We start from the raw sequence: 25714 nt of genomic DNA, 5'->3' as shown, positions 1-25714 counted from the left end.
CTACCGGCCCGCACGGCCTGCTCCCTGCACGCGCTCGACCGCGAGCGCTTCGGCGGCGTCGAGCGGCGTGACGCCCTCGGCTTCGGCCGCGTCGAGCACGCGCGCGAGGGTGTCGCCGATGGCCCGCAGCCGCGCGTCGAGCACGACGGAGGTGGCGCCCTCGGCCATGAGCGCGAGGTGGATGACGCCGCCCGCGTTGACGAGGAAGTCGGGAGCGTAGAGGATGCCCCGCTCGGCGAGCTGCGCCGCCCCCACCCTTTCGGCGAGCGGGTTGTTGGCCGGGCCGACGACGGCGCGCACGGGCAGCTGCTCGATCACGGAAGCCGTGAGCACCCCTCCGAGCCCGGCGGGCACGAGCACGTCGGCGGCTGTCGTGAGCGCCTGCTCGGGGGCGATCCAGATCGCTCCGAGCTCGTCCGCTAGTGCGCGCTTGTCGACGATGTCGGTGACGTGCAGTCGCGCGCCGGCGGCGGCGAGTCGGCGGGCGAGGCGCGACCCCACCTGGCCGAGGCCCGAGATGACGAAGGAGCGGTCGGCGACCGCGCGCGAGCCGAAGACGCGCTCGAGCACGACCTCGAGGGAGGCGTGCACGCCGAGGGCGGTGCCCTCGGCGGGCTCGCCGGCGCCGCCGAGACTGGCGGGGAGGCCGACGACGTGCGGCGTCCGCTCGCGCACGACGACCATGTCGTGCTCGGTCACTCCGACGTCTTCGGTCGTGATGTAGGTGCCGTCGAAGCTGTGGACCAGATCGCCGAGGTCGAGCAGGGCATCCCGTCGCCGGCCGTCGTCGAGCTCGTCGTCGGGGCCGAGGGCGATGACGGCTTTGCCGCCGCCGTAGTCGAGGCCGGCGAGGGAGTTCTTGAGGGTCATCGCGCTCGAGAGCCGCAGCACATCGCCGAGTCCGTCGCTCCAGTGCCGGTAGCGCCACAGGCGGCAGCCGCCGAGGCCGGGGCCGAGGGCGCTGGAGTGCAGGGCGACCCCGATCGTGATGCCGGAGCGGGAGCCCGTGACGAGCTCGACGCGCTTGTGGGCGAGGTCGGGCAGGGCGAGAGGTGCGGCGGTCATGCCTCCAGTGTGCCGTTCTCGCTCGCTGTGGCGCCCAGCTCGGGTGTGAGCGGCGCGGGCACGCGGGGTGCGCCGAGCGCCGACCCGGGCACGGCGGTGGCGTGCTCGAAGGCCCACGCGTAGGCGAGGAGCGCTGCGTCATCCCACCCTCGGCCGGCGAAGGTGAGGCCGATGGGCATGCCGATGTCGTCGAGCACCCCCATCGGCACCTGTGCCGTCGGGATGCCGAGGTGCCGCCAGACGAGGTTGCCGTTGGCGACCCACGTGCCGTTGCGCCAGGCGAGTTCGGCGCTCGCGGGGTTCACGTCGGCATCAGCCGGGCCGATGTCGGCGACGGCGGGGAACACGATCGCGTCGAGCCGCTCGGCGTCGAGCCAGGCATCCCAGTCGCGGCGGCGCACCTCGTCGAGCCCCCGCACGCCGTCGGCGAGGTCGGGTATCCGCTCGAGCGCGGGAACCCCGCTGGCGCGCGCCCGATGCACGTAGTCCTCGAGCGGCACGTCTTCGGGGGCGAAGCGGCTCAGGTGGTCGTCGTACCGGCCCGGCAGCGATCCGGGCGGGGTGGGGAAGATCTGCGACGGCTCGACGTCGACGAGCCGGTGCAGGGCGGGGTCGCCGTTGGTCTGCAGGAATTCCTCCCAGCCCCACATCGCGAGCTCGTACAGCTCGTGGTCGGCGAAGGTGCTGGGTACGAGCCCGCGCGCGACCATGGAGCGGTCGTCGGCGCGGCCGCGAGACTCGTACTTCGTCACGACCGGCAGGGCGACCTCGACGACCTCGGCTCCGGCGCTTTCGAGCACGGCCCGCGCCTTCTGCCACTGCGTGACGACGCTCGGTCGGGTGAGGATCGGGTCGTCGGTGTTCTCGTCGGCGTTGATGTAGAGGCGCGGGATGCCCAGCCGACGCCCGCGCAGGGCATCCGGGTCGGCCAGGGCTGGGTACGAGGCCGGCCGCACCTCGCTCGAGGCCGGGAGCGGCAGCCACGGTTGCACGCGCCAGAAGTCGCCGCGCACGCGCCCGTCGAGCCCCGGGTCGTCGGCGACGATCGCGTCGAGCACGAGCAGCAGCTCGTCCATGGTGCGCGTGTAGGGCACGACGACGTCCATGGTGGGCACGAGCGGCCAGTTGCCGCGCACCGAGATGACGCCCCAGCTCGGCGTGTAGCAGCACAGGCCGTTGTTCGAGGCGGGGCCGCGGCCGCTCGACCAAGTCTCCTCGGCGAGGGCGAATGCTGCGAGGGAGGCGGCGAGGCCTGCACCGGAGCCGTTCGACGACCCGGAGCCGAAGGGCGCCGCGAGGTAGGCCGGGTTGTACGGGCTCTCGGCGCGGCCGTAGAGCCCGCGCTGCATGCCGCCGTTCGCCATGGGGGGCATGTTCGAGAGCCCCAGGCAGATTGCGCCCGCGGCGCGCAGCCGCTCCACGGTGTAGGCGTCGTGCTGGGCGACGAGTTCGGCGAAGGCGGGCGAGCCGCTCGCGACGGTGAGGCCTCGCACCATGTAGCTGTCCTTCGCGAGGTACGGGATGCCGTCGAGGGGCCCGAGGGATGCGCCGCGCGCGCGCCGCTCATCGCTCTCGCGCGCCTCGTCGAGCGCGGCCGGGTTGTCCACCACCACGGCGTTGAGGGCGGGTCGCGCACCGTCGTCGGAGGGGCGCCGGTCGTAGGCGTCGATGCGGTCGAGGTAGCCCTGCACGAGCTCGACGGCGGTCAGCTCGCCTGCCGCGAGTGCGGCTGCGAGATCGTGGATGCTCGTCTCGACGAGCGGCAGCCGGCTCACGCCGCACCGCCGGCGCCGACGGGCACGCCGGTGCGCGGCTGCTGCTGGGTGATGCAGTGGATGCCTCCGCCGCGGGCGAGGATCTCGCGGGCGTCGACGGTGACGACCTCGCACCCGGGGTACGCGGCGCCCAGCAGGTCGCGGGCGCGAGCATCCGCCACCGGATCGTCGTAGCCGCACGCGATGACGCCGCCGTTAACGGTCAGGTGATTGACGTAGTTCCAGTCGACGTAGCCCTCATCATCAGTGAGTTGCGCGGGCGCAGGAAGATCGATGAGCTGGAGGCTGCGGCCCGCCGCATCGGTCGCCTGCTCGAGCACGGCGCGCACCTCGCGCATGACGGCGTGGTCGGGGTGGCTCGCGTCGGGCTGCTGGTGCACGAGAACGACTCCCGGCGAGGCGAAGGTGGCGATCATGTCGACGTGCCCGCGCGTGCCGAGCGGCTCGTAGTCGCGGGTGAGCCCCCGCGGCAGCCAGAGGGTGCGGCTCGTGCCGAGCGTGCGAGCCAGCTCGGCTTCGACGCGCTCCCTGGTGGCGTAGCGGTTGCGGCCGGGGTCGAGCTGCACCGTCTCGGTGACCATGACGGTGCCGTCGCCGTCGACGTGGATGGCGCCGCCCTCGTTGACGAGAAGGCTCGGCACGCGCGCGCAACCGACCTGGTCGATGACGAACTCGGCGATGCGGGCATCCCGCTCGAAGGCGCCGCCTTGGTCGCCCCAGGCGTTGAACACCCAGTCGACGCCGGCGAGCGCCCCTGTCTCGTCGTCGACGACGAAGGTGGGGCCGATGTCACGCATCCAGAAGTCGTCGAGCGGCGCCTCCACGACGTCGATCTCAGCGCTCAGCATCGTGCGGGCACGTGAGCGCTCGGATGGGTCGACGACCATCGTGACCGGCTCGAAGGGGAGGATCGCATGAGCGACCGCCGTCCATGCGGAGTAGGTCGCCTCGCGGGCGGCCGAGGTGTCTCCCATCACCTCGCCTTCGCGGGGGAATGCCATCCAGATGCGGTCGTGCGGCGCCGTCTCCGCGGGCATGCGCCAGGTCATGAATGCTCCTTCGCAGGGGAACGCGGCCAGTGACCTGATTCTGGCACTCGTAGCGGAAGTGGGTCGCGTGTGGGGGCAAGTTGCCCAAGACTGCTGCCACCCACTAGACATAGCCCTAGGCCGCGCCACAAGGGGGAGACATGGGCACACTCACCTACGATTCGACACTGTCGGCAGACTTCGACGACCGCACGCTCGCGCATCTGCAGATCGTGATCGGCGCGAAGCTCCGCCGCAACGAGGCCTTCTACTTCAGCTGGAAGGATGACGTGTCAATCGGCAACGGGCGCAGCGTTATCTGGGTGCACCCCACCATCCCGATCTCCTTCAAGTTCTTCGGCAGCAGGCCACCGTCCATCAACCGCTCGTGGGTCGACGAGCTCATGCTGTCGGCCAACACTCCGGCCGGCCTCCACATCATCCCCGAGCCGCCCGTACCGAGCGAGGAGGAATCCTGATGCGCACGACCATCCACTACGACGGCAAAGAGTACGTCGTGGCGCGAGCAGCGGCTGAACTGCAGGAGGAGATCGCGGCGATTCTCGCGACGGGAGCACCGGGATGGCTGCGCGTCAACCACGGTCGCGGGCAGTTGCAGAAGGCCGACATCCTCGTCGACCGCGGCGTGCCGATCGGCCTCGTCGACTCGAGCGATCCCGAGTAGCGCCCTCCGCCAACCGTTCGCATCCTGAGTTCGCGCTGTCAAGGGGGGGTGCGAGTGTTGCCCCCCGAACGGGGGGGATGCCAGCGTGTTCCCTGAGCCCTCGTCAAGGATCATGGGGGCAGTCAGGGGGAGCATCATCATGGGCACACTGCGATACGAGACGGAGGAGTTCCCTTTCGACGACCGCGTTCTGGCGCATGTGCAGATCGTCATCAGCACGAAGCTGCGCCGCGGCGAGAACTTCTTCCTGACGTGGGCACTTCCGGCCTCGGCCGGAAGTGGGCGTCACGCGCTGTGGATCGACAACGGCGTGCCGATTCACCTCAGCTACTCGGGGTCGCGAGCGCCGGCGATCAACCGGGAATGGGTGGAGTCGCTCATTCTCGCCTCCGCCACGGGCGGGGTGCATGTGAGCGAGGAGCCTCCGGGCCACGAGCACGGTTAGCCGTTCTCCCGCCGAAAATCAAGGTGTGTCCTTCGCGCAGGGTGCCGGGTTACCTTTGCCCGCGGACGGAGGCATCCATGACCACCAAGACTCTGACGGTCGACGAGCGCCGCATCACCCTGCGCGACGATACCGATGTGTCGGTACTCGCCGAGGAGATCGTGGCCGCGGTGCGCGACGGCGGAGAATTCGTCCGCGTACGCGATGCACACGGGCAGAGCTTCGCGGTGCTTCTCACGCCGCACTCCCGAGTGATGATCGCGCAGTCGGAGTCGACGGTGGATATGACGTCGTCTGACAGCGGGTGGTCGCCAAGTCTCGAGCTCGACTTCTGACCGTTCCACGCACAGCCCGCGCTCGACCGGCACCGAGGCGAGTCCCAGCGTGGTGGCGTTGACTGTAAACGAGAGCCGCGCACCGTCGGCCTCTCCCCCGCAGACGAAGGACTCCGCATGCGCAGCTCGACGAACTCTCGCTTCGACCTCTGGGAGGCCATGGAGGGCCTGCGCGACTCGTTCGGCCCGCGCATGGAGGCCATGATGGGTCACACCGACATCCGCTCCGCGATTCTCGTCGCCCTGCTCGACGGCGCGAAGAACGGCCACCAGGTCATGCAGGCGATCGGCGCACGGATGCCCGGCTCGCGCACCCCGAGCGCCGGCGCCGTCTATCCGATGCTGCAGCAGCTCACCGACGAGGGGCTCGTGAGCAGCGAGCAGCACGACGACCGCCGCGTGTACTCGCTCACCGAAGCCGGCCACGCTGTCGCCTCGGAGGCCGCCGAGAGCATGCACGAGACAGGCCGCGACGACGACTGGCAGTCGCGCATACCGCGTTTCCGCGAGCACTCGCGTGCCCTGCCGAAGGCGGGTGTGAAGCTCGCGCAGGCCGCGTCGCAGGTCGCTCAGAGCGGCACGGTGCAGCAGCAGGAGCGCGCGGCGACGCTTCTCGACGAGACGCGTCGAGCGCTGTACGCGATCCTCGCCGAGGACTAAGCGGGTGACGTTCGCCCGCGGCGCGCTCGAGGCGCCGCCGGCCGATCGCGCGTCGAGGGTGCGCTACCGCCGCATCATGCGGTTCGCGGCGCGCGCCCTCGCGCAGGCGTGGTGGTTCGAGCTCGTGCTGCCGCGCTTGGGCCTGGGCCGGCTCTCCGCGCGAGGCCGCATCCGACGTCTGCAAAGGGTCGCGCGACGGTTCCACGACCTCGCGGCCGACCTCGGCGGCCTCATGATCAAGGTCGGGCAGTTCCTGTCGTCGCGGCTCGACGTGCTGCCGCCGGAGATCACGCGCGAGCTTGAGGGGCTGCAGGACGAGGTGGCTGCCGAGTCGTTCGCGAGCATCGTGGCGCAGGCCGAGCGCGAGCTGGGCATCCCGCTTGATCGCGCCTACGCGGCCTTCGAGAGCGAGCCGATCGCGGCCGCCTCGCTGGGCCAGGCCCATCGCGCGCGCCTCACCCCGACGCTCGCGGCCGACCTCGGCTTCACTGACGTCGTCGTGAAGGTGCTGCGCCCCGGCATCGAGCAGATCGTGCAGGTCGATCTGGCCGCCCTGCGCCGCGTCGCCCGCTGGCTGTCGCGCGTGAGGCTCGTCAATCGGCGGGCGGACGCCCCGGCCCTCATCGAGGAGTTCGCGACGACGAGTCTGGAGGAGATCGACTACCTGCACGAGGCGGGCAGTGCGGAGCGCTTCGCCGAGATCTTCGCTGACGATCCGCGCGTCGGTGCACCCACGATCGTGTGGGAGCGCAGTGCGCGCCGCGTGCTCACGCTCGCCGATGTGACGGCGATCAAGATCTCTGACGTGGGGGCGCTGCAGGCGGCGGGCCTCGACCCCGATGCGGTGGCGGCCGAGCTGGCGCGTGCCACGTTCGAGCAGATCTTCGTCGCCGGGTTCTTCCACGCTGACCCGCACCCCGGCAACATCTTCGTGCGGCCGGACGCCGAGCACGGCTTCGTGCTCACCTACATCGACTTCGGCATGATGGGCGAGATCACCGACGAGCTGCGCGACGGCCTGCAGCAGTTCATCTTCGCGGTCGCCTCACGGGATGCCCGAGGCTGGGTCGTCGCCACGCAGCGCCTGGGCGTGCTGCTGCCGTCGGCCGACACGGTGGAGCTCGAGCGCGCGGTGACGGCTCTGTTCGACCGCTTCGGCGGCATGGGGGTCGCGGAGCTCACGGCGCTCGATCCGCGCGAGCTGCAGCAGTTCGCGCTGCAGTTCAGCGAGCTCGTGCGCACTCTGCCGTTCCAGTTGCCGGAGAGCTTCCTGCTGCTCATCCGCACCGTGTCGCTCATCTCGGGCGTCACGAGCGCCCTCAACCGCGACTTCAACATGTGGGACGCCGTTGACCCGTTCGCCCGCACCCTGCTGCGTGGCGGCGGCACGTCGACGGCGCGCAGCGTCGGCCGCGAGGCGGTCGCCATCCTCTCGGCGCTCGCGCGCCTCCCGCAACGGGTGGATGCTCTCGCCACGCGCCTCGATCGCGGCGAGCTCGCGACCCGCAGCCCCGAGGTCGAGCAGCGCTTGCGCGTGCTCGACGGCAGTGTGCGCCGCGCGACCTCGGCGATCCTCTTCACCGCCCTCGTGCTCGCCGGCGTGCTCGTGCGCGGCGACGACGAGGTGCTCAGCTGGGTGCTCATCGGCGCTTCGGCACTCCCCCTGCTACACGCGGTGCTGCCGTGGCGACTGCGGTAGGGGCTCTACCTGGTCACGGTGGCACGATCGCGATCAGGCACTGATCTCGGAGATGAGCCGCTCGACATCGGTCGGCGAGTGCAGGTACACGCCGTCGGTGAGGCGGGCGCTCCCGCCCAGGGACGGCTTGTGCGGTTGCCGGTCGGGCCACGCGGCCGCGTCAGGCAGGATCGCCGCGGCGTAGAGCCCGCGCGACGTCGGCTTGAATGACACCGCGATGCGACCGTCCGCATAGAACGGGGCGTAGCTGCGACAGGGTTGCAGGGTCAGCGCGGTATCGTTCGCGGCCGCAACCGCGCGATCGAAGAGAGGTCGCTGCTCGGGAAACTTTGCGAAGAGCTGCTCCACGAGGTCGTCGGGCTCGTCATAGTGGTTCGTGCCGAGCGTCACCTCGGCGATGGTCATGGCCTGAATGCGACCGAGCCCGTGCTCGAGCAGCCGCGCCTCGGCCGCCTTCCGATCGGTGATGCCTTCGTCGGCCAAGACCGCTTGCCACTCGGCAAGGTCTTTGCCCGACTTGCGCTTGAGGTTGGCGATGATCGCTTCACCCATTGCTTTGGGTCCCAGTGCCACTGGTGCACTCCTCTCACGGTCGTGTGCGGTGTCTGCCGCACGGCAACACTAGGTCGGGGCTGTCATGCCTCCATAGAACGGAAGCGACACGTTTCGCCATTCCGCCGGAGCCCGACCGGTCATGCGACGGCACTGGCGGGCGTAGTGCGAGCCGTCGGCGTAGAGGCCTAGAACGTTGGAGCCGGTGCGGTCGCGGTCGGCGCGCAACGTGGCCGCGAGGCGTTCGACAGCCGCGATCTGCGTCAGAGACTGCCCGGCGAAGCGAACCATCAGCCGCTGCACCCGCCGGTCGGCCGACGGCAGCGGCTCGCCGTCGTGATGGTGATGCCACCATAGGCGTTCGAACTCGTGCTCGTCGGGCGTGACCGTCAGGCTCGCCCGCAGGTCGTGCAGCAACGACAGTGCGCTGCGATCATCCGCTTCGTCATCGAAGAGACGTACAGCAGGGTGATCGGATGCCCGTAGCACGCGGCCGCGCAACGCGGCGGGCGGCCCGAGCAGCGCCTTGACCCAGTGCGGAGCCAGCGACCAGATCGCCACCACATCGTCGAGCACCACGACGCCCGCGTGCGGCGAAAGAGCGACGGTCTCGTGCCGGCCCTCGTGGCGGGTGAAGGCCACAACAGCATCACTGCTCGGCAGGAACGCGATCGAGCCACGCTCGACGCGTTCGGCCCGCAGAAGGTACGGAACGGGCCGACGATCGGGGTGGTCACGGTGCACACTCCATTGTGCGCCGTGCGCATCCGGCTCGGAGAACGATGGTCCGCTCCCGCTCGTCTCAGTTCGTGGCCCGTGTCGTGTCCGGTCGATTCCAGGCTGCGCGCTCCCGGCGCGCGAACTGCGCGAATGTCGTTGCGGGTGACCCGGTGAGTCGGCGGATCACGCGGTTGGGCAACGCGGAGACTCGAAGCCGCACGACGCGGTAGATCATCGACTGCACGGCGATGTAGTCCTCCGGCGCGCCGCGCTCCCGCAGCAGCTCGGTGTACTGCTGGGGCGTGGGCCTGGTGTACCGGATGGAGCGGTCGAGCTCGGCGCTGAGCATCCGTGCGACGTCGTGATAGGTCAACGACTGCTCTCCCGACAGCGTGTACGCCCTGCCGAGGTGACCGGACTCGGTGAGCACGTGCGCCGCGACGCAACCGATGTCGTCGGTGTCGATGAATGCCGTGCGTGCCCCTGCGGCGGGCACGGCGATCTCGTCACGATCGCGAATGTCGGTGGCGTACGTCGTGGAGAGGTTCTGCATGAAGAAGTTCGGTCGCAGGAAGGTGAAGGGCGCCCGCCGATCACGCAGGTGCTTCTCGACGGCGTGGTGCGGGGTGGCGCGGTTGACCTGCACTCCCTGCAGGGAGAGGAACACGATGTGCCGCACGCCGCGCTCAAGCGCGAGGTCGATGAACGGCAGGAGGTGCCGCTTCACGTCGGAGATCGCGGGCGGGCGCAGCAGAAAGAGTCGGTCGACCCCCTCGAGCGCCGCGCCCCACCCCGAAGGGTTCTCGAAGTCGAAGAGGCGCGGCTCACTGCCCGGCTCGACGCCGGCCTCGTCGAGGTTGCGCACGCCCGAGCCGACGGACTCGCCGCGATCGAGCAGGTGGCGCACGACCGCACCGCCGACATTGCCCGTCGACCCGGTCACAAGCACGGTGCCCGTAGCGCTGGTGCTCACGGTTGATCCACGGCAATCCGTACGGAGGCGAGGATGCGGTCGAGCTGGATGATCTCGTCGGTACTGAGGGCGTGAAACGCGGGGGCGACGGCCTCGACGTACTGCTGCTCGAACCCGTCGATCTCGCGCCGGGCATCCGCCGTCAGTCGCAGAATGCGGCCCCTCTTGTCGCTGGGGCTCACCTCGCTCGTGACGATGCCTGCCTCGCGCAGCGGGTCGGCGGCCTGCGTCACCGCGCCGCTCGTGATGCCCAACCGCGCGGCGAGCTCGGCGACGCGCGCGCCGTCGGTGCGCGAGAGGGCGAAGAGCAGGTTCATGGATGCCCGGCCGAACCCGAGCGCCTTGAAGGGGTACGCCCCGCGCGCCGTGACCTCGCGCGTGATGAGCCCGATGCGCTCGATGACGCGGGCGAGGGCGTCGGTGCGGGCGTCGGTCATCGGCTGATGAACGGCATCTCGTGGATGAACTGGCGGTCGTCGAGCTGGGTGAGGATGAAGCTCGCGAGGTCTGCCCGCGCGATCTGGGTGCTCGCGTTGACGCCCACCCAGCCGACCCGGTAGCTGCCGGTCGCCGGCGCGTCCGTCAGTCGCGGGCCGCGCGCGACCGTCCAGTCGAGATGGCTCGCCCGCAGTACAGCGAGGTGGCTCTCAGCGTCGGAGAGCACCTGGGGCGACAGCCGCTGCAGGAGGAATCGGATGATCCTGTCTGGCAGCCGGGGCTGGTCGTGCTCGACGGCGCGCAGGCCGCCGCCGGAGAGCGAGATGATGCGGCCGATTCCCTCGTCGGCCATGGCGTCGACGATCACCTGCGTGCCCTCGGTCTGCAGGGTCGGTGGCGAGCCCTTCACCTGGCCGAAGACGCTGATGACGGCGTCAGCCCCGGTCACGGTCTGGCGCACGGCAGCAGCGTCGCGAACGTCTCCGGCGATGACGGTGAGCCGGTCGTGGGTCAGCTCGAGGGATTCGGGGCGGCGGGCGAGGGCGCGCACCGTGTGACCGGCGTCGAGCGCCTGGGCCAGCACGTGACGCCCGGTCTTGCCGGTGCCGCCGAACAGCGCGATCGTGCGGGTGGGGGTCGGGCCGCTTGCCGGTGTCGTGGGGGTCGTCATGCCAGTAGTTTAGCAACTAAACGATATGGGAGAACGCCGAGAGCTGAGTGCGCCGGTACCCTGAAGACGATGACGATCACCGCAGCGGCCGACGGTTCAGCGCTCGGCAACCCCGGCCCTGCTGGGTGGGCCTGGTACATCGACGACGACCGCTGGGCAGCGGGCGGCTGGCCGCACGCCACCAACAATCAGGGCGAGCTCATGGCCGTGCTCGACCTCTTTCGTGCGACCGAGCACGTCGACGACGACCTGCATATCCTGTGCGACAGCCAGTACGTCATCAACTGCATCACGCAGTGGATGCCCGGCTGGAAGCGCAAGGGATGGCGGAAGGGCGACGGCAAGCCCGTGCTGAACCGCGACCTCCTCGAGCAGCTCGACGCCGCGATCGTCGGCCGCCGCTACCGGTTCGAATGGGTCAAGGGCCACGTCGGCCACGCTCTCAACGAGGCGGCGGATGCTCGGGCTCGAGCCGTCGCCGAGGCCTACCAGCGCGGCACAGCGATTCCCACCGGCCCGGGTTTTGCCGGCGGCGCGAGCGCGGGCTCAGCTCCTCACGCGAGCCCGCAGGCCGCACCGACGCTCTTCGACGACTGAGCCGGTACCCCGCGTGCCAACCCGCCTTGAGTTGTCTGTGAGCGGGGGCGCAGCGGCGGGCGCCGACCTAGCGTGAGACCACGACACCACCGTCGATCACGCAAGGAGACCAGGTCATGGCCGAACCGAAGAACGACAAGCCCGCATCCGGCCCCGACGGCCGCACCATTCAGGACTGGACGGACCTGGGTCGGGAGATGTGGTCATACCTGACCGGTCGCGGCGCCGCCGTCAACTACACGTTCGTCGACATGACCGTCGAGGTTCCCCGCGACATCGGCCCCGACGCGCCTCGCGCCACGTGGAAGTTCGACGGCACCCTGCGCGTGACCACGAGCGACGATCTCGCCGTCGGCTCAGATCCGCACCGCGGCTGAGCATGGCTTCCGCGGCACGCGTCGAGGGTGACGTGCTCTTCTCGCTCTCGACCGACGACTCCCGGCCGACCCTTGTCGGCTCGGTCTCCGCCGAGGGCACCGCGGTGACGGTCACCGTGCGCGAGGGCGCGGTGGCGCTTCCGAACGGCCGCGCCGGGCTGACGATGGCGCGCGTTCTCGGTGCCGAGCTGGGCCGGCTCGGCCTCACCGCCTCCCTGGTCACGCGGCACGGCGTCGTCGGCACCATCGGCGCTGTGCGCGCACCGTGGCTTCACCGCATCGTCACCCGCTCCCGGCACCTGAAGCTGGGGTCGCTCACGGCTCTGCGCGCTCTGCGCCGCGACGGCCGCCTCCCCGAGGCGCAGCCGCTGGATGTTCCGCCCGGCACGCTCCTCCCCCTCACGCCCACGATCCTGCGCGGGATGCGCCGCGAACGCACCACCACCCACTACCTGCCCGGCTCGGGGCGACCTCGGCTGATCTTCGCCGTGCAGTCTGGGGTGTGGGACGGCAAGGCTCCCCGCGAGTTCGACCTCCTGCCCGACGTCACCACGATCGGGTCGGCGGAGTCGGCAGACCTCGTGCTGCCCGGGCTGGGGCCCGTGCACGCGAAGATCGTGCACGACGATCAGGACGAGTACGTGCTCTACGTGAGCGATAACGGGGCAGGGTTGTCTGCGCCGGTGCTCGTCGATGACCCGGTGGCGGGGCGCGTCCTGCGCACCGGAGCGCTCATCACCCTCGGTCAGTGGCGGCTGGCGTTCTTCCGAGAGGAGTTCGCCGACCACGGGCGGCCGTTCGGAGGTCGCGCGGGCGGCGAGTTCGCCGTGCAGCGGCCCCAGCCGCCGCGCAGAGCGGGCACGCAGCAGCCCGCTGGCTGAGCCGAGCATCCAGGATGCCGGCTGCCGCGGCGCCCCGGGCTGCGCGTCGTGGGCCGACGTAGGGTTCTCGACGCTTCCACCGGTACTGATGCGAAGAGCCGACCCTTCTGGGCCGGCTCTTCGCAGCAGTGCCCCTGGAGGGACTCGAACCCCCAACCCTTTCCTTAGGACGGAACTGCTCTTCCATTGAGCTACAGAGGCGGTGCATCCACTCTAACGATGCTCCGGGCACAGGGGCTCTGATGCGCTCGCACCGAGGCAAGTGAGGTAGAACTTTAGGGGGAAGTTTCCCGACGCTCTCGATGGAGGCTCCGTGCCCGGCAACGCAACCACCCGCTTCGACAACGTGGCGCTGCTCTCTGTCGCGAGCGTGCTGCCCGGCCGGGTCACGACGTCGGAGGAGATCGAGGAGCGCCTCGCGCCCTCGCTGCAACGACTGCGGCTGCACCGAGGGCTGCTCAGCCGTGTCGCCGGCGTGCACGAGCGTCGCAACTGGGCGGTCGGCGAGACCGTCAATGCCGCAACGATCACCGCAGGGCAGAACGCCCTCTCCCAGGCCGGGGTGAGCTCGAGCGACGTCGGCCTGATCATCAACACCTCCGTCTCGAGGCCGAACCTCGAGCCCTCCGTCGCCGTCGCGCTGCACCACGGCCTCGACCTGCCCAGCTCGGCCGTCAACTTCGATGTCGCGAACGCGTGCCTCGGCTTCATCAACGGCATGTCGCTCGCCGCCACGATGATCCAGTCGGGTCAGATCCAGCACGCGATAGTCGTCGCCGGCGAGGATGCCGACGAGATTCAGGTCAACACCATCGAGCGCCTGCTGCAGACAGCGAACAATCGCGACGACTTCATGAGCGAGTTCGCGACCCTGACGCTCGGCAGCGGCTCGGCTGCGGCGGTGCTCGGGCGGGCGGACGAGCACCCGGGCGGGCACCGCATTCTCGGTGGCGTCACGCGCGCCGCCACCGAGTTCCATCGGCTGTGCGTCGGCAGTGTCGACGGCATGTTCACGGATGCGAAAGCGCTGCTCAAGGGTGGCCTCGACCTCGTCGTCTCGGCGTGGAAGGAGGCCTCGACCGACTGGGACTGGTCGTCGATGCACCGCTACATCACCCACCAGGTGTCGTCCATCCACACCGACTCGATCATCAGGGCCGTCGGGCTCGACCGCTCGCGCGTGCCCACCACCTTTCCGACCCTCGGCAACATCGGACCTGCCTCGGTGCCTATCACGCTTGACCGCGAGCAGGCGAGCCTGCGCGACGGTGACCGGGTGCTGCTCGTCGGCGTCGGCTCCGGCCTCAACACGGCCATGCTGGAACTCGCCTGGTGACCGACGACCCCCTGCAGTCACTTGCCGGGATGCCCGGCCTCGACCCTCGCGTGAGCCGAACGCGTCTCGTGACCGACTCGCGCACTGGCTCGGCGCGCGAATGGCACTACCTGGACACAGTCGATGAGCTGGATCGGCTCGCAGCCCGCCCCGTGGGCACCATCCTCGCCGTGCACGGCAACCCCACGTGGAGCTACCTGTGGCGCGACCTGTTCTCGGCGTCGCTGCGCGCGGCCGAGCGGGGCGAGCCGGCCTGGCGCGTGATCGCCGTCGACCAACTCGAGATGGGCTACTCGGCACGCACGGGCACCACCCGGCCGCTCGCGCAGCGCGTGCGCGACCTCACCGACCTCACCGACGCGCTCGCACTCGACGGGCCGGTCATGACGCTCGGCCACGACTGGGGCGGCGTCATCGCCCTCGGCTGGGCGGTCGACCACCCCGAGCAGCTGGCCGGCGTGATGTCGCTCAACACCGCTGTGCACCACCCGCCCGGCGTGCCCATCCCGGCACCGCTGCGGGTCGCCGGCGCGCGCGGCGTGCTCGCCACCTCCACGGTGACGACACCGGCGTTCCTCGAGACGACGCTGAGTCTCGCGCGGCCAGCGCTCGATCCGGCGGTGCGCGACGCGTATCGGGCACCGTATCGATCCGCCGAGCGCCGGCGGGGCATCGGCGGCTTCGTCGCCGACATCCCCGTGGATGCCCGCCACGACAGCTTCGCCGAGCTGCAGCGCATCGCCGCCGGGGTGGCCGAGCTCGCCGTGCCCGCGCTGCTGCTGTGGGGGCCGCGCGACCCGATCTTCGGTGACCGCTACCTCGACGACCTGGTCGACCGGCTGCCTCAGGCCGACGTGCACCGCTTCGAGGGCGCCGGGCACCTCGTCGCCGAGGAGCGCGACTACGCCTCCGCCGTGCTCGCCTGGCTCGGCGACCTCGGCGAGAAGCCCGCGCCCGCCGCAGTGGACGACGGGGCCTCGTTCACCCCCCTGTGGGCGGCGCTCGACGCGCGGCGCCACGATGATGATGATGCCGTCATCGATATGGCCGTGCGGGGCGGCGGAGAACGACACGTGAGCTGGCGGCGGCTCGACGACCGCGTGCGGCGCATCGCGGCAGGCCTCGCGAGCGTCGGCGTGCGCAAGGGCCAGCGGGTCTCCGTGCTCGTGCCGCCCGGGCCGACCCTCACCGCCGTCGTGTACGCCTGCCTGCGCATGGGCGCCGTGGTCGTCGTCGCAGACGCCGGGCTCGGCGTGCACGGCCTCTCCCGCGCCGTGCGAGGAGCGTGGCCCGACGTGATCATCGGCGAAGCACGCGGGCTCGCCGCCGCGCGCACTCTCGGCTGGCCGGGCATGCGCATCTCCGTCGCGCGGCTGCCGAGAGCCTCAGCCCGCCTGCTCGGGGTCGCCCACGACCTGCGCTCGATCATCGACCGTGGCGCCAGCGCACCCCTGCCGGCCGAGCCCGCCGCCGACGACCCCGCGGCGATCCTCTTCACCTCCGGCTCGACCGGACCGGCCAAGGGTGTCGCCTACACGCACCGGCAGCTCTCCGCCCTGCGCGACGTGCTCGCCGCGCACTTCGCCATCACGGCCGACACGGGGCTCGTCACGGGCTTCGCGCCCTTCGCCCTGCTCGGCCCCGCACTCGGCACGCGCTCGGCGACCCCCGCGATGGACGTCTCGGCACCGCGCACGCTCACCGCGCGGGCGGTCGCGGCGGCGGTGCGCGCATCCGCGTCGCAGATCGTGTTCCTCTCCCCCGCCGCGATCCTCAACGTCGTGGCCACCGCCGACGCGCTCGACGCCGACGATCGCGCCGCCCTCGCGACCGTGCGCACCTTCCTCTCCACGGGCGCTCCCGTCGGCGAGCCGCTCCTGGCCGCCGCAGCACACCTCATGCCGAACGCCGAGCCGCACACTCCCTACGGCATGACCGAGTGCCTGCTCGTGACCGATGTGACCCTCGCCGGTATCCGCTCTGCGGCCGCAGCACCCGATCGCGGCGTGTGCGTGGGCACGCCGATCGGCGCCAACCGGGTGCTCATCAGCGCCCTGGATGCCGACGGCGCCGCCGTCGGCGCCCCGAGCTCGGCTCCCGGAGTTCTCGGCGAGGTCGTCATCTCGGCGGCGCACCTCAAGACCTCGTACGACCGCCTGTGGCTCACCGATCGCGTCGCGCAGCTCGACACGCCCGGCGACGGGCGCTGGCACCGCACGGGAGACGTCGGGCACCTGGACGCCGACGGCCGTCTCTGGATCGAGGGTCGCCTGCCTCACGTGCTCGCCACCGCCGACGGACCCCTCGCGCCGGTCGGGCCGGAGCAGCGGATCGAAGGTTCCGCGCACGTGCGCCGAGCGGCGGTCGTCGGCGTGGGCCCGCACGGCCTGCGGCAGGCCGTCGCGGTCGTCGAGACGGTACCCGCCGTCACGCGCCCGGGGCTCGCCTCCCCCGACGTCACCGCCGACATCCGCGCCCGAATCGACGTGCCTCTCGTCGCCGTGCTTGCCATACCGAGCCTGCCGACCGACATCCGCCACAACTCCAAGATCGACCGCACGCGCCTGTCGCGCTGGGCCGAGCGCACGCTCGCCGGCGGGCGGATGGGGCAGCCATGATCGTCACGGTGACGGGCGCCTCCGGCTACCTCGGCCGCGCCGTCGCGGCGCACCTCGTGGCCGCCGGGCATGAGGTGCGCACCCTGCAGCGGCGCGCATCCGGTGTTGACAGCCTGACCGACGTGCGCGGCTCCCTCACCGACGCTGAGGCTGTCGCACGCGCACTCGACGGCGCCGAAGGGGTCATCCATCTGGCGGCGAAGGTGTCGCTCGCCGGCGACCCGGCCGAGTTTCGCGCCGTCAACGTCGAGGGCACGCGGCTGCTGCTCGACGCGGCCGAGCGGGCCGGTGTCTCACGGCTCGTCCACGTCTCCTCACCCTCGGTGGCGCACGCCGGCAGCGCGCTCGAAGGCGTCGGCGCCGAACCCGCCACTCCCGAGCACGCGCGCGGCGAGTACGCGCGCACGAAGGCGGAGGCCGAACTGCTGGCCCTCGAGCGCGACACGGCGGCCCTGCGGGTCGTCGTCATCCGCCCGCACCTCGTTTGGGGGCCCGGCGACCCGCAGCTCGTCGGGCGCATCCTCGATCGTGCGCGCCGAGGCCGGTTGCCCCTGCTCGACGGCGGGCGAGCCCTCATCGACTCGACCTACATCGACAACGCCGCGAGCGGCCTCACCGCCGCGCTGCATCGCGCCGAGCACGCGCACGGCCGCGCCTTCGTGCTCACTAATGGCGAGCCGCGCCCCGTCGGCGAACTGCTCACGAGCATGTGCCTCGCCTCGAACGTGCGCCCGCCGCGGTGGAGCCTGCCCGCAGGCCTCGCGCGCGCGGCCGGCTCGCTCATCGAGCGCGTGTGGGCGATCCGCCCGGGCGAGGACGAGCCGCCGATGACGCGGTTCCTCGCCGAGCAGCTGTCGACCGCGCACTGGTTCGACCAGCGCGAGACCCGGCTGGCGCTCGACTGGGCGCCCTCGGTGAGCATCGACGAGGGCCTGCGGCGCCTCGCGGCCCACGCCGCGCGCTGACGGCCGCACCGCCGCACGAGCCTTCTCGCAGCGGCGAGAGCGTGCTCGCTAGGGTTGCGGCATGCGCGCACCCGGTCGCCTCGCCCTCACCCTGGTGCTGGCCGGCGGGTTCGCACTCGGTCTCGCACCGGCGGTAGGTGGCGCCACTGCGGGCGCCCGTGACGTGAGTGACTTCACCTTCGACTCGTTCGACGCCGACTACTCGCTCAGCCGCGAGGCCGACGGCACGGCGACCCTGCAGGTGGTCGAGACGATCGTCGCCCGGTTTCCCGACCGTGATCAGAATCGGGGCATCATTCGCGCTATTCCCGATGACTACGACGGCGTGCCTCTGAACACTGTCGTCGACAGTGTGACCGACGAACGGGGCGACCCTGTCTTCTTCGAATCGTTCACCGCGGGCGGCTTCGTCGAACTCGCCCTCGGCACCGACGAGTTCGTGCGCGGTGTGCAGACCTACGTCATCAGCTACACGCAGCAGAACGTCGTGCGTTCGTTCGACGACACGAACGCCGACGAGTTCTACTGGGATGTCAACGGCACCGGCTGGCAGCAGCCCTTCGGGCGCGTGAGCGCGACCGTGGCGCTCACTCCTGACGTCGCCTCGGCGCTCACCGGCAATGCCGCGTGCTACGTCGGCGCCTTCGGTGAGGACGAGACGTGCCCGATCGAGGCGATCAGCGGTGAGAGCGCTCCTGACGGAGTGGACACCGTCGTCACGGCGAGCGCCTCCGACCTCGCGCCCGGCGAGACGCTCACGGTCGCGATCGGCTTCGAACCCGGCACCTTCCTGACCCCGGAGCCCGTGCGCCCGACGCCTCCGCCGCCCCCACCGCCCCTGCCGTGGTGGATGCACCTCGTCTCGGGCGGTCTCGGTCTCGCGAGCACCGGTGCTCTCGTCGCCTCGATCGTGTCGCGCGTGCGCGCGGGCGGCGGCGCGACGGGGCGCGGCGTCATCATTCCCCAGTACACCGAGCCGGAGGGCATCGATATCCTGCAGGCGGCGCAGCTGCTGGGGCGCTCCACCTCGGCGATTCCGGCCGCCGTCGTCAGGCTCGCCGTGCGCAAGAATCTGCGCATCCTCGCCTACCCCGTCGAGAAGGGCGGCGCCCCCTACACGCTGCAGTACCTCAGCGATGACCGTACCGACGTGCTGGACCGTGCCGTACTGACCGCCCTGTTCGGTCGCGCGCGCGACGTCGGTGAGCTGCGCGAGTACGGCACGTATGACTCTGCGCTGGGTGCGCGGCTGACCACGCTCGCCACCGGCGCGCGCGCGTCGCTCCTCACCGACGGCTTTCGGCGAAGGCCGAGCGGCGTGGGGTTCGGCTGGCTGATGGTCGTGGCGCAGATGGTGGTCGGGTTCTTGGCGGTCATCACGGTCGCCATCTCGGCGGAGTTCTTCGACGACGCAAGCCCCTTCGCTCTTCTCGCGATCCCTGGCACAGTCTTCGCCGGCATCATCGCCTTCGCTCTCGCGGTGCGACCCCTGCAGCTGACCGAGAAGGGCCGAGCGGCACGCGACCACCTGGAGGGCATGAGGCTCTACCTCACGGTCGCCGAACAGGATCGCCTGCGCATGCTGCAGAGCCCTCAGGGTGCCGAGCGTATCGATGTCGGCAGCGATCTGGAGCTCGTGAAGCTGTACGAGAGGCTGCTGCCGTGGGCGGTGGTCTGGGGCGTCGAGGACCAGTGGATGCGCGAGCTCGCGATCCGCGTCGCCGCGACCGACACCACCCCCGAATGGTACGTGGGCCGCACCGGCTTCGACGCCGCCATCTTCAGCACCGCCGTGCGCGGCGTGACGACGACCGTGACCGCACCGCGCTCGAGCAGCCGCGGCTGGTCGGGCAGTGGCGGAGGCAACTTCTCGGGAGGGTCCTTCGGCGGAGGCTTCTCGGGCGGCGGCGGCGGCGGGGGTGGCGGCGGCGGCCGTTAGCCCGAGACCTCGGCAGCGCGCCGCGCAAGATGCCGCCTCTCGCCTTCGTTTCGGGTGAGCTCCCGCGCCCGCTCAAAGCTCGCCGCCGCCGGGCGGCCCGCACGTGCGAGCAGTTCTGCGCGTGTCGCGTGGAACAAGTGGTAGTTGTCGAGACCCGTGAGGCGGTCGACCAGGGCAAGGCCGGCGAGCGGGCCGTCGGCCATGGCGATCGCCACGGCGCGATTGAGTTCGACGACGGGGTTGGGAGCCATGCGCCCCAGTTGCGCATAGAGCTCGGCGATCGCCGCCCAGTCGGTGTCGGCGGCCGTGCGCGCGTTGGCGTGATGCCCCGCAATGATGGCCTGCAGTTGGTAGGGGCCCGGTGCCATGCGTGTCATCGCGTTGCGGAGCCGGGCATTGGCCTCGGAGATCTCGGCGAGATTCCAGCCGGTGCGGTCTTGGTGCTCGAGCAGCACGAGCTCACCGAGCCCGTCGACGCGCGTGCCGGAACGCGCGTGGTGGTAGAGCTCGAGGGCGAGCAGCCCTTCAGCCTCGGCGCTCGACGGCAACTCGTCGACCACCTGGCGCGTCAGCCGGATGGCCTCCGTGATGAGGTCGACGCGCGTTACGTGCCCGGCGCCACGCGACAGATAGCCCTCGTTGAAGATCAGGTAGAGCACGCGCAGCAGCGCGTCCACGCGCTCGTCAAGGTTCGCGGGGATCGTGAGCGGCATACCCGCCTCACGAATCTTGCGCTTGGCCCGAACGACGCGCTGCGTGAGCGTGGATTCGGGCAGCAGATAGGCGGCCGCGACTTCGGCGGCGGACAATCCGCCCGCCAGGCGCAGCGTCAGTGCCACTTGAGTGTCGCGGTCGAGCGCAGGGTGGCAGCAGAGCAAGAGCAACCTGAGGCGCTCGTCGCCGAGAGAAGAAGCATCCATGATCGGGTCGCCCTTCTCGTCGGTGTCGGTGGTCGTGTGGTGCGCGGTCAATTCGGGGGCGGCCTCGTGCAGGCGGCGACGGGATGCCCTGTCTCTCCGCACCTCGTCGATCAGGGTGTTGCGGGCCACGGTGTAGAGCCACGCGGCGGGGCTGTCGGGAACGCCCGACTGCCAGGCGGTCAGGGCCGTGACGAGGGCATCCTGCACCGCGTCATCGGCAGCGTCGAGGTCGCGAAAGCGGCGCGTGAGGAGAGCGAGCACCCTCCCGCTCTCCTCACGCGCGAGCCGGCTGACGGCGTCGGCGATCTCCGCCGAGGTGGTCATGCTGCGATCACGCCTGCCGGGTCATCCCGCGTCCGGTCGGAACGCGACCGGGCGAATCTCAAGCGAGCCGCTCTCCATCGGCAACTCGCGCGCGAGGGCTATGGCCTCGTCGAGGTTCTCGGCCGAGATCAGGTAGTAGCCGCCGAACTGCTCCTTCGTCTCAGCGAAGGGCCCGTCGACGATCTCCGGCTCATGGCCCGGCGTCAGCCTCAGGGTGGTCGCCGTGCTCGTGGGGGCGAGGTTCGCACCGGCGACCCAGTGGCCGCGCTCGATCAGGGACTGGTTGTAGGCCATCCAGCTGCCCATGAACTCGTCGAAGCCGGGGTCGCCGGGGGCGAGGCGCGGGGAGGACTCGTCGCCGTGGATGAGGATCATGAATTCCATCGTCAGTTCTCTCTTTCGTCAGGAGTGAGGGTTCGGTTGCCGACGAGTCCGATGACGAGTGCCATCGTAGGCGTCACGTGCAGAGGCCAGCCAACTGCTGGCTCTCACTCAGATGACGGTCGGCTGCGCTCGATTCGACAAGATGAGCAAAGAGTGTTTTCTGGGCGCGATGACGACCCTCGGGCGTCACTGGCCGTCGTCAGCGAGGCGCGCCCAGCGACGTCAGTAGCTTCCGCGCGCGACCACGCACCGACTTGTGTCGACTGGAGGTGAGCTTCTCCAACTCGGGCAAGAGCCAGGTGGCCAGCGCGGGTCGCTGCCGGGCGAAGTGGGCGAGCGATTCGGCCGTGGTGTTCTGCACGATCCAGTCGTCGTAGTGCAGGTTCGCCTGCATGAGGGCAATAGCCGCTTCGCGCTGTGGCGGGGTCATGTGCGCGTCGAGCAGCACGAAGAGCGTCGAGAGTGTCCACTTGGTCGAGGCCTGGTCGATCTGGGCGACCCAGCCGAGCAGGTCGTCCAGATGAGCAGCCACCCACTCAGGTTGTTGCAGTGCGACACGCTTGACCGCGTTCGAGACGCGCAGCCGCACTACGGAATCCTCGCTGCGGTAGCAGGCGACCAGCTCAGGCAGCAGCGTTCGATCGGCCAGCACCTCGTCGACGACTCTCAGCGTGTTTCCGAGCGAGTTCGGATGCCCTCCGGTCAAGGGGGTCTCGAAGCGGCGCACCGACATGTCGTCACACTAGTGCCGCCCGTCGACGCCCTTGGCCCCCAACGCCCATCGACGATGTCGTCAGCGGTCGGCGAAGATGATGGCGTTCTGAATGTCGAGAAGACCCCGACCGCCCGCCTCGGGAAAGGCGGAGATGAGTGCGTTCTTGAGCTCATCCGGCCCGGCCGCGGACGACAAGAGCGGCTGCGCGATCGCAAGATAGTCGAGAACGTAGTCATAGAGCTCTGTTCCGCCCGGAGCGCCATGACCGGGCAAGATCACGGAGAATCCGCGGGCCTTGAAGGCGCTGATCGCCTCTGCCCAGCCCTGGAGGTTGCCCTCGGCGATGAACATGTGGAGGTTGTTGAAGACCAGATCTTGCGCGAACACGAGACCAATCGACTCCACCGAGACGACGAGAAGCGTCGCGGATTCAGCGTTCCGCACGTCATCGAAGGTCACCGTGACTCCGTCAATCACCTCGTCGCCGACGGTGACGATGCGCTCAGGGACGACCTCCCGCCCTGGCACCTCGTCGGCACCCTCGTCGGCCGAGGCCGCCAGAGCCTGCACCGCTGCCGCGATCGAGTCGCGCGTGGCCGCCAGGGAGTAGATCGGGGCCTCGAAAGTCGCAGCACCGCGCCAGTGATCGGGGTGGTCGTGCGAGACGTACACCCGCGTGATCGGCTTGCGAAGCGACTGAGCGTGCAGGAACGCTTCTGCAGCGTGGCCGGCGTCGTACTGTGCATCGATCACGATGAGTTGTGTCGCGAACTCGAGAAGGTGGGTCGTCGCCTCGTAGCCTTCGGCGGGCGCGATGTAGGTGTGGACGGTGAGCCCGTCGCGGACGGTGCGAACGATGGTGCCGAGCATGAATGCCTCCTGGTGACGGGTGGGGTGAGGACTCCGGAATGGGGATGATGCGGATCCTCGGTGACGGGATGCTGCGACCTCACGCCCCGAACGCGATGCCCGCCACGTGCTCTGACTCCGCGTCGAGAGGCACGAGCAACTCGACCTCGAACTGCTCGGCGAGGGCGTCGTGCATCGAGATCCATCGACCATGCAGCGAGGTGAAGCGCAGCCGCCCGAGGCCCGGCAGCGTCACCTCGATCGGGATGTAGATGGGCAGTTCATCGGTGTCGCCGAGCACCCGAGCAACGTGGTCGAAGCGGCCGTTGGCCTCGGCGGCAGCGAGCGCGTCGCGCACGACCGTCGAGCGGCGAGCGACCTCCTGAATGCGGGTGTAGAAGCTTGCACTCGCCAGCTCCCAATTCGTCACCACGGGCTCGAAGTCTGGCGAGAGGAACAGCGCGTGCATGTTCGGTACCCCGCCGAATGACGCGACCATGCGGTCAGCCGGGCCGTTGGTACGCAGGAAATTCCAGTCGCGGTCGACGACGAAGGCCGGAAAAGGCCAGTGGCGCAACACCTGCGACTGCATGAGGTCGAGCGTGGCCTGCAGGTCGTCGCTGTCGGCGGAACGCGCCGGATACGGGCTGCGATAGCCCGAGTCGTGAAAGAGGGCTGCCCGCTGTGCGGCACTGAGTCCCAGCCCGGTGGTGAGTCGGCCCAGCATCGCCCGGGTCGGCGTCGTCCGACCCGTTTCAAGGAAAGATACGTGGCGCTGGGTCGTACCGATCGTGTGAGCAACTGCCTCTTGACTGAGACCCAGCTCTGATCGCACCGCGCGGAGGGTGGAGCCGAATGCGTGCGAGTGGTTCATCTTCATTCCCTTCGAGGGTATAGAGATCAATCCCTCAGCCTTGTCAGTGTAGTGACCACCCCCTGTTCTATGCCACCAACTTCATGCGACCAGGAGACACGATGAGCTCAGCGACACGAGATGCCGCCCCCGATATCCTGCGTGGCTTCGCACTGTGGGGAATCGTCGTCGTCAATGCCGGCTTCTTCGCCGCGTCGGTCGACCTTGGGGTGACGGCCGATGCGCTCACCAACTGGGGCGACTCGCTCGTGGCCTTCCTGGTCTTTACGCTCGCGCAAGGCAAGTTCTACCTCATCTTCTCCTTCCTGTTCGGCTACAGCGCGCACTACATCCTGCGCAACCCCGTGCACGGACGCCGGCGCTGGGTGATGCGCTCCGTGGGTCTCATCGTGCTCGGCATCGCTCACGCCGTGCTGTTGTTCATTGGCGACATCCTGTTCCTCTACGGAGTTCTAGCGCTCGTCCTGGTGGCCTTCTACGGCAGATCCCGGAGGGCGATCGTGCGCTGGATGGCGTGGATCTACGGGTTGTTCGCCTTCGCGCTCACGACCCTCGCGGCCCTCACCTGGCTGGGTGAGCGCCAGGGAGTGTTGACCACCACCGAGCGGTTACCAGCGGCAGTGGCCTTCGAGGAGACGGTGGTCTCAGGCACCTACCTCGAGTCGATTGCCGCGAGGACCGAGGCGTGGCTGTCAGGGGGGGTGCTCTTCGTCGCCTTCCAGGGGGTCTTGACACTGGTCGCCTTCCTCGCGGGGGTGCTCGCCGCCAGGTCGGGCATGTTGAGCGCCGGTGGCGTGACGCCGACGACGCTGCGGCGGATGCTCGCCTGGGGTCTCGGGCTCGGACTCGTCGTTCAGACCGCACTCGGTGCGCTCTGGATCACCAACCTGCAGTCGACGACCCCCAGTGCGACCCTCGACCTGATCGCGGTCTTCGGCGGATTCCTGACCGCGCCGCTGCTGAGTGCGGGCTACGTCGGTGTGATCCTCTGGGTCATGCAGTCGCGACCTCGCGTGCCCGGCGGGCTCGCCCCTATGGGCCGCATGTCGCTCACCGTCTATCTCTCGCAGTCGCTCGTGCTGAGCCTCATCTTCAGTGCGTGGGGCCTCGGCCTCCATCAGCAGGTTTCCTACGGGGGAGCGGTGCTCATCGCTCTCGGCGTGACCGCCGCGCTGGCACTGTGCGCGCACCTGTGGCTCTCACGCGTCCCCCGGGGCCCGATGGAAGCCCTACTCGCTCGATTCTCTACACTATTCCTCACAAAGGAATAGCCACGATTCCCCAGGTGCGTCAGTCTTGACAGCACTCCGGTGTTGCCGCGGCACGGGCGCACCCTCAACCCTTGGAGCCACCATGACCCCTACCTTTGTCTCGACCGTCGGCCTGATCCTCTGCCTCGCGCCGGCACTCCTCCACGCCGTCGAGGTCGTCTCGCCGATGCTCTCACGCTGGATCGTCCGGTATGTGCTGCCGCTCTTCGGGCCGGGTGTCCCGAGCGCGGAATCCTCGCTGTCCCATAGCGAGCAACTGGCCATGCTGGACGCGGCTCGAGACGCCGGGCCGGCCGGCAAAGCGAAGGCGACGCAGGACTACATCTTCTTGATGCTCTTCGAGCAGCGGCAGGGTTCGTTGGCCTTCATCTCCGTGGCAGTCGGCGCCATCTTCAGCCTCGGGCTCCCGCTCGACGAACGCTCCGCTGTGCACCTCATGTTCGCCGTCATGTCCGTGCTCTTCTTGCTCGTGAACGCGAATCATGCCGGCGCCCGCTTCCTCGGACGCCACCCGCGCGTCTCGCAGCACGGCAAGAACGTGGGTCGCGTCTTCGTCCCCTTCTGGGCCGTCGCCGCAGGCTTGAACGTTGGCGCGTTCTTCGGCGTCTCGGCACTGTAG

Annotated in this window: 27 protein-coding genes, 1 tRNA gene and 1 pseudogene; 15 read left to right on the top strand and 14 right to left on the bottom strand. The window is 69.9% G+C overall.

Going from position 1 to position 25714, the window contains the following annotated elements; translation table 11 throughout:
* Genes RJQ01_RS11905 through RJQ01_RS11895 form a run of 3 tightly spaced genes read right to left on the bottom strand, consistent with a single transcriptional unit; the run spans window position 1 to window position 3889 of the window.
* Window positions 1-1065 carry a Glu/Leu/Phe/Val dehydrogenase dimerization domain-containing protein gene (locus tag RJQ01_RS11905; protein WP_350476941.1) on the bottom strand — a complete coding sequence of 355 codons (1065 nt, stop codon included), beginning with the start codon at window positions 1063-1065 and terminating at the stop codon, window positions 1-3.
* On the bottom strand, window positions 1062-2840 hold the full coding sequence (locus RJQ01_RS11900; protein ID WP_350476940.1) for an amidase: 1779 nt from the start codon (window positions 2838-2840) through the stop codon (window positions 1062-1064). Before RJQ01_RS11900 ends, RJQ01_RS11905 begins: the two co-directional genes overlap by 4 nt.
* On the bottom strand, window positions 2837-3889 hold the full coding sequence (locus RJQ01_RS11895) for an agmatine deiminase family protein (RefSeq protein WP_350476939.1): 1053 nt from the start codon (window positions 3887-3889) through the stop codon (window positions 2837-2839). The genes RJQ01_RS11900 and RJQ01_RS11895 overlap by 4 nt, the downstream gene beginning before the upstream one ends.
* Before the next feature lie 140 nt (window positions 3890-4029).
* On the opposite strand from RJQ01_RS11895, the gene RJQ01_RS11890 reads away from it, so the two are divergent.
* The 6 genes from RJQ01_RS11890 to RJQ01_RS11865 all read left to right on the top strand — a co-directional run bounded on the left by RJQ01_RS11890 (window position 4030) and on the right by RJQ01_RS11865 (window position 7692).
* Window positions 4030-4347 carry a DUF7882 family protein gene (locus RJQ01_RS11890; protein ID WP_350476938.1) on the top strand — a complete coding sequence of 106 codons (318 nt, stop codon included), beginning with the start codon at window positions 4030-4032 and terminating at the stop codon, window positions 4345-4347.
* Window positions 4347-4553: a hypothetical protein gene (locus tag RJQ01_RS11885; RefSeq protein WP_350476937.1), complete on the top strand. Its 207-nt coding sequence runs from the start codon at window positions 4347-4349 to the stop codon at window positions 4551-4553. Before RJQ01_RS11890 ends, RJQ01_RS11885 begins: the two co-directional genes overlap by 1 nt.
* Window positions 4554-4692: 139 nt before the next feature.
* Window positions 4693-4998: a DUF7882 family protein gene (locus tag RJQ01_RS11880; protein ID WP_350476936.1), complete on the top strand. Its 306-nt coding sequence runs from the start codon at window positions 4693-4695 to the stop codon at window positions 4996-4998.
* A 77-nt stretch (window positions 4999-5075) separates the two neighbouring features.
* Window positions 5076-5333, top strand: coding sequence for a hypothetical protein (locus RJQ01_RS11875; RefSeq protein WP_350476935.1), 258 nt, complete (start codon window positions 5076-5078; stop codon window positions 5331-5333).
* Window positions 5334-5450: 117 nt separating this feature from the next.
* The gene (locus RJQ01_RS11870; protein ID WP_350476934.1) at window positions 5451-5993 is read left to right on the top strand and encodes a PadR family transcriptional regulator; all 543 of its coding nucleotides are present in this window, start codon (window positions 5451-5453) and stop codon (window positions 5991-5993) included.
* Between the two features lie 76 nt (window positions 5994-6069).
* The gene (locus tag RJQ01_RS11865; protein ID WP_350476950.1) at window positions 6070-7692 is read left to right on the top strand and encodes an ABC1 kinase family protein; all 1623 of its coding nucleotides are present in this window, start codon (window positions 6070-6072) and stop codon (window positions 7690-7692) included.
* 33 nt (window positions 7693-7725) lie between these two features.
* Here RJQ01_RS11865 and RJQ01_RS11860 read toward each other — a convergent pair whose 3' ends face one another.
* Genes RJQ01_RS11860 through RJQ01_RS11840 form a run of 5 tightly spaced genes read right to left on the bottom strand, consistent with a single transcriptional unit; the run spans window position 7726 to window position 11045 of the window.
* Window positions 7726-8265 carry a hypothetical protein gene (locus tag RJQ01_RS11860; protein ID WP_350476933.1) on the bottom strand — a complete coding sequence of 180 codons (540 nt, stop codon included), beginning with the start codon at window positions 8263-8265 and terminating at the stop codon, window positions 7726-7728.
* A gap of 48 nt (window positions 8266-8313) precedes the next feature.
* Window positions 8314-8988 (bottom strand): helix-turn-helix domain-containing protein, encoded by a 675-nt coding sequence (locus RJQ01_RS11855; RefSeq protein WP_350476932.1) that lies wholly within the window; start codon window positions 8986-8988, stop codon window positions 8314-8316.
* A 58-nt stretch (window positions 8989-9046) separates the two neighbouring features.
* A complete protein-coding gene (locus tag RJQ01_RS11850) occupies window positions 9047-9937 on the bottom strand; it encodes an SDR family oxidoreductase (protein WP_350476931.1) in 891 nt (296 codons plus the stop codon).
* The gene (locus tag RJQ01_RS11845) at window positions 9934-10374 is read right to left on the bottom strand and encodes a MarR family winged helix-turn-helix transcriptional regulator (protein WP_350476930.1); all 441 of its coding nucleotides are present in this window, start codon (window positions 10372-10374) and stop codon (window positions 9934-9936) included. The genes RJQ01_RS11850 and RJQ01_RS11845 overlap by 4 nt, the downstream gene beginning before the upstream one ends.
* A complete protein-coding gene (locus RJQ01_RS11840; protein ID WP_350476929.1) occupies window positions 10371-11045 on the bottom strand; it encodes an NAD(P)-dependent oxidoreductase in 675 nt (224 codons plus the stop codon). Before RJQ01_RS11840 ends, RJQ01_RS11845 begins: the two co-directional genes overlap by 4 nt.
* Before the next feature lie 69 nt (window positions 11046-11114).
* On the opposite strand from RJQ01_RS11840, the pseudogene RJQ01_RS11835 reads away from it, so the two are divergent.
* The 3 genes and pseudogenes from RJQ01_RS11835 to RJQ01_RS11825 form a co-directional block, all read left to right on the top strand.
* Window positions 11115-11621 (top strand): annotated as a pseudogene (locus RJQ01_RS11835) (ribonuclease H family protein); the annotation flags it as partial.
* 137 nt (window positions 11622-11758) lie between these two features.
* A complete protein-coding gene (locus tag RJQ01_RS11830) occupies window positions 11759-12019 on the top strand; it encodes a hypothetical protein (RefSeq protein ID WP_350476928.1) in 261 nt (86 codons plus the stop codon).
* Between the two features lie 2 nt (window positions 12020-12021).
* Window positions 12022-12900, top strand: a complete 879-nt coding sequence (locus RJQ01_RS11825) for an FHA domain-containing protein (protein WP_350476927.1) — start codon at window positions 12022-12024, stop codon at window positions 12898-12900.
* Window positions 12901-13029: 129 nt separating this feature from the next.
* Here RJQ01_RS11825 and RJQ01_RS11820 read toward each other — a convergent pair.
* Window positions 13030-13101: transfer RNA gene (locus tag RJQ01_RS11820), tRNA-Arg, on the bottom strand.
* Window positions 13102-13213: 112 nt separating this feature from the next.
* Here RJQ01_RS11820 and RJQ01_RS11815 point away from each other — a divergent pair.
* The 4 genes from RJQ01_RS11815 to RJQ01_RS11800 all read left to right on the top strand — a co-directional run bounded on the left by RJQ01_RS11815 (window position 13214) and on the right by RJQ01_RS11800 (window position 19758).
* The gene (locus RJQ01_RS11815; RefSeq protein WP_350476926.1) at window positions 13214-14236 is read left to right on the top strand and encodes a 3-oxoacyl-ACP synthase III; all 1023 of its coding nucleotides are present in this window, start codon (window positions 13214-13216) and stop codon (window positions 14234-14236) included.
* Window positions 14237-14265: 29 nt separating this feature from the next.
* Window positions 14266-16854 (top strand): alpha/beta fold hydrolase, encoded by a 2589-nt coding sequence (locus tag RJQ01_RS11810; RefSeq protein ID WP_350476949.1) that lies wholly within the window; start codon window positions 14266-14268, stop codon window positions 16852-16854.
* Window positions 16851-17819, top strand: coding sequence for an NAD-dependent epimerase/dehydratase family protein (locus RJQ01_RS11805; protein ID WP_350476925.1), 969 nt, complete (start codon window positions 16851-16853; stop codon window positions 17817-17819). Before RJQ01_RS11810 ends, RJQ01_RS11805 begins: the two co-directional genes overlap by 4 nt.
* Before the next feature lie 61 nt (window positions 17820-17880).
* Entirely contained in the window at window positions 17881-19758 is a 1878-nt protein-coding gene (locus RJQ01_RS11800) for a DUF2207 domain-containing protein (RefSeq protein WP_350476924.1), read from the top strand.
* Here the strand turns inward: RJQ01_RS11800 and RJQ01_RS11795 are convergent.
* The 5 genes from RJQ01_RS11795 to RJQ01_RS11775 form a co-directional block, all read right to left on the bottom strand.
* Window positions 19755-21002 carry an RNA polymerase sigma factor gene (locus RJQ01_RS11795; RefSeq protein WP_350476923.1) on the bottom strand — a complete coding sequence of 416 codons (1248 nt, stop codon included), beginning with the start codon at window positions 21000-21002 and terminating at the stop codon, window positions 19755-19757. The genes RJQ01_RS11800 and RJQ01_RS11795 overlap by 4 nt on opposite strands.
* A gap of 21 nt (window positions 21003-21023) precedes the next feature.
* The gene (locus tag RJQ01_RS11790) at window positions 21024-21386 is read right to left on the bottom strand and encodes a YciI family protein (protein ID WP_350476922.1); all 363 of its coding nucleotides are present in this window, start codon (window positions 21384-21386) and stop codon (window positions 21024-21026) included.
* Between the two features lie 199 nt (window positions 21387-21585).
* Entirely contained in the window at window positions 21586-22119 is a 534-nt protein-coding gene (locus RJQ01_RS11785) for a hypothetical protein (protein WP_350476921.1), read from the bottom strand.
* Between the two features lie 60 nt (window positions 22120-22179).
* Window positions 22180-22971 (bottom strand): MBL fold metallo-hydrolase, encoded by a 792-nt coding sequence (locus RJQ01_RS11780; RefSeq protein ID WP_350476920.1) that lies wholly within the window; start codon window positions 22969-22971, stop codon window positions 22180-22182.
* Between the two features lie 79 nt (window positions 22972-23050).
* Window positions 23051-23830 (bottom strand): helix-turn-helix domain-containing protein, encoded by a 780-nt coding sequence (locus tag RJQ01_RS11775; protein WP_350476919.1) that lies wholly within the window; start codon window positions 23828-23830, stop codon window positions 23051-23053.
* 95 nt (window positions 23831-23925) lie between these two features.
* Here RJQ01_RS11775 and RJQ01_RS11770 point away from each other — a divergent pair, with 95 nt between their 5' ends.
* On the top strand, window positions 23926-25095 hold the full coding sequence (locus RJQ01_RS11770; RefSeq protein ID WP_350476918.1) for a DUF418 domain-containing protein: 1170 nt from the start codon (window positions 23926-23928) through the stop codon (window positions 25093-25095).
* A gap of 82 nt (window positions 25096-25177) precedes the next feature.
* Window positions 25178-25714 (top strand): hypothetical protein, encoded by a 537-nt coding sequence (locus RJQ01_RS11765; protein ID WP_350476917.1) that lies wholly within the window; start codon window positions 25178-25180, stop codon window positions 25712-25714.

It is taken from the genome of Microcella sp. (assembly GCF_040286215.1).
In the GTDB taxonomy this organism is placed as follows: Bacteria; Actinomycetota; Actinomycetes; order Actinomycetales; family Microbacteriaceae; genus Microcella.
This window is presented reverse-complemented; position numbering and strand designations above follow the sequence as displayed.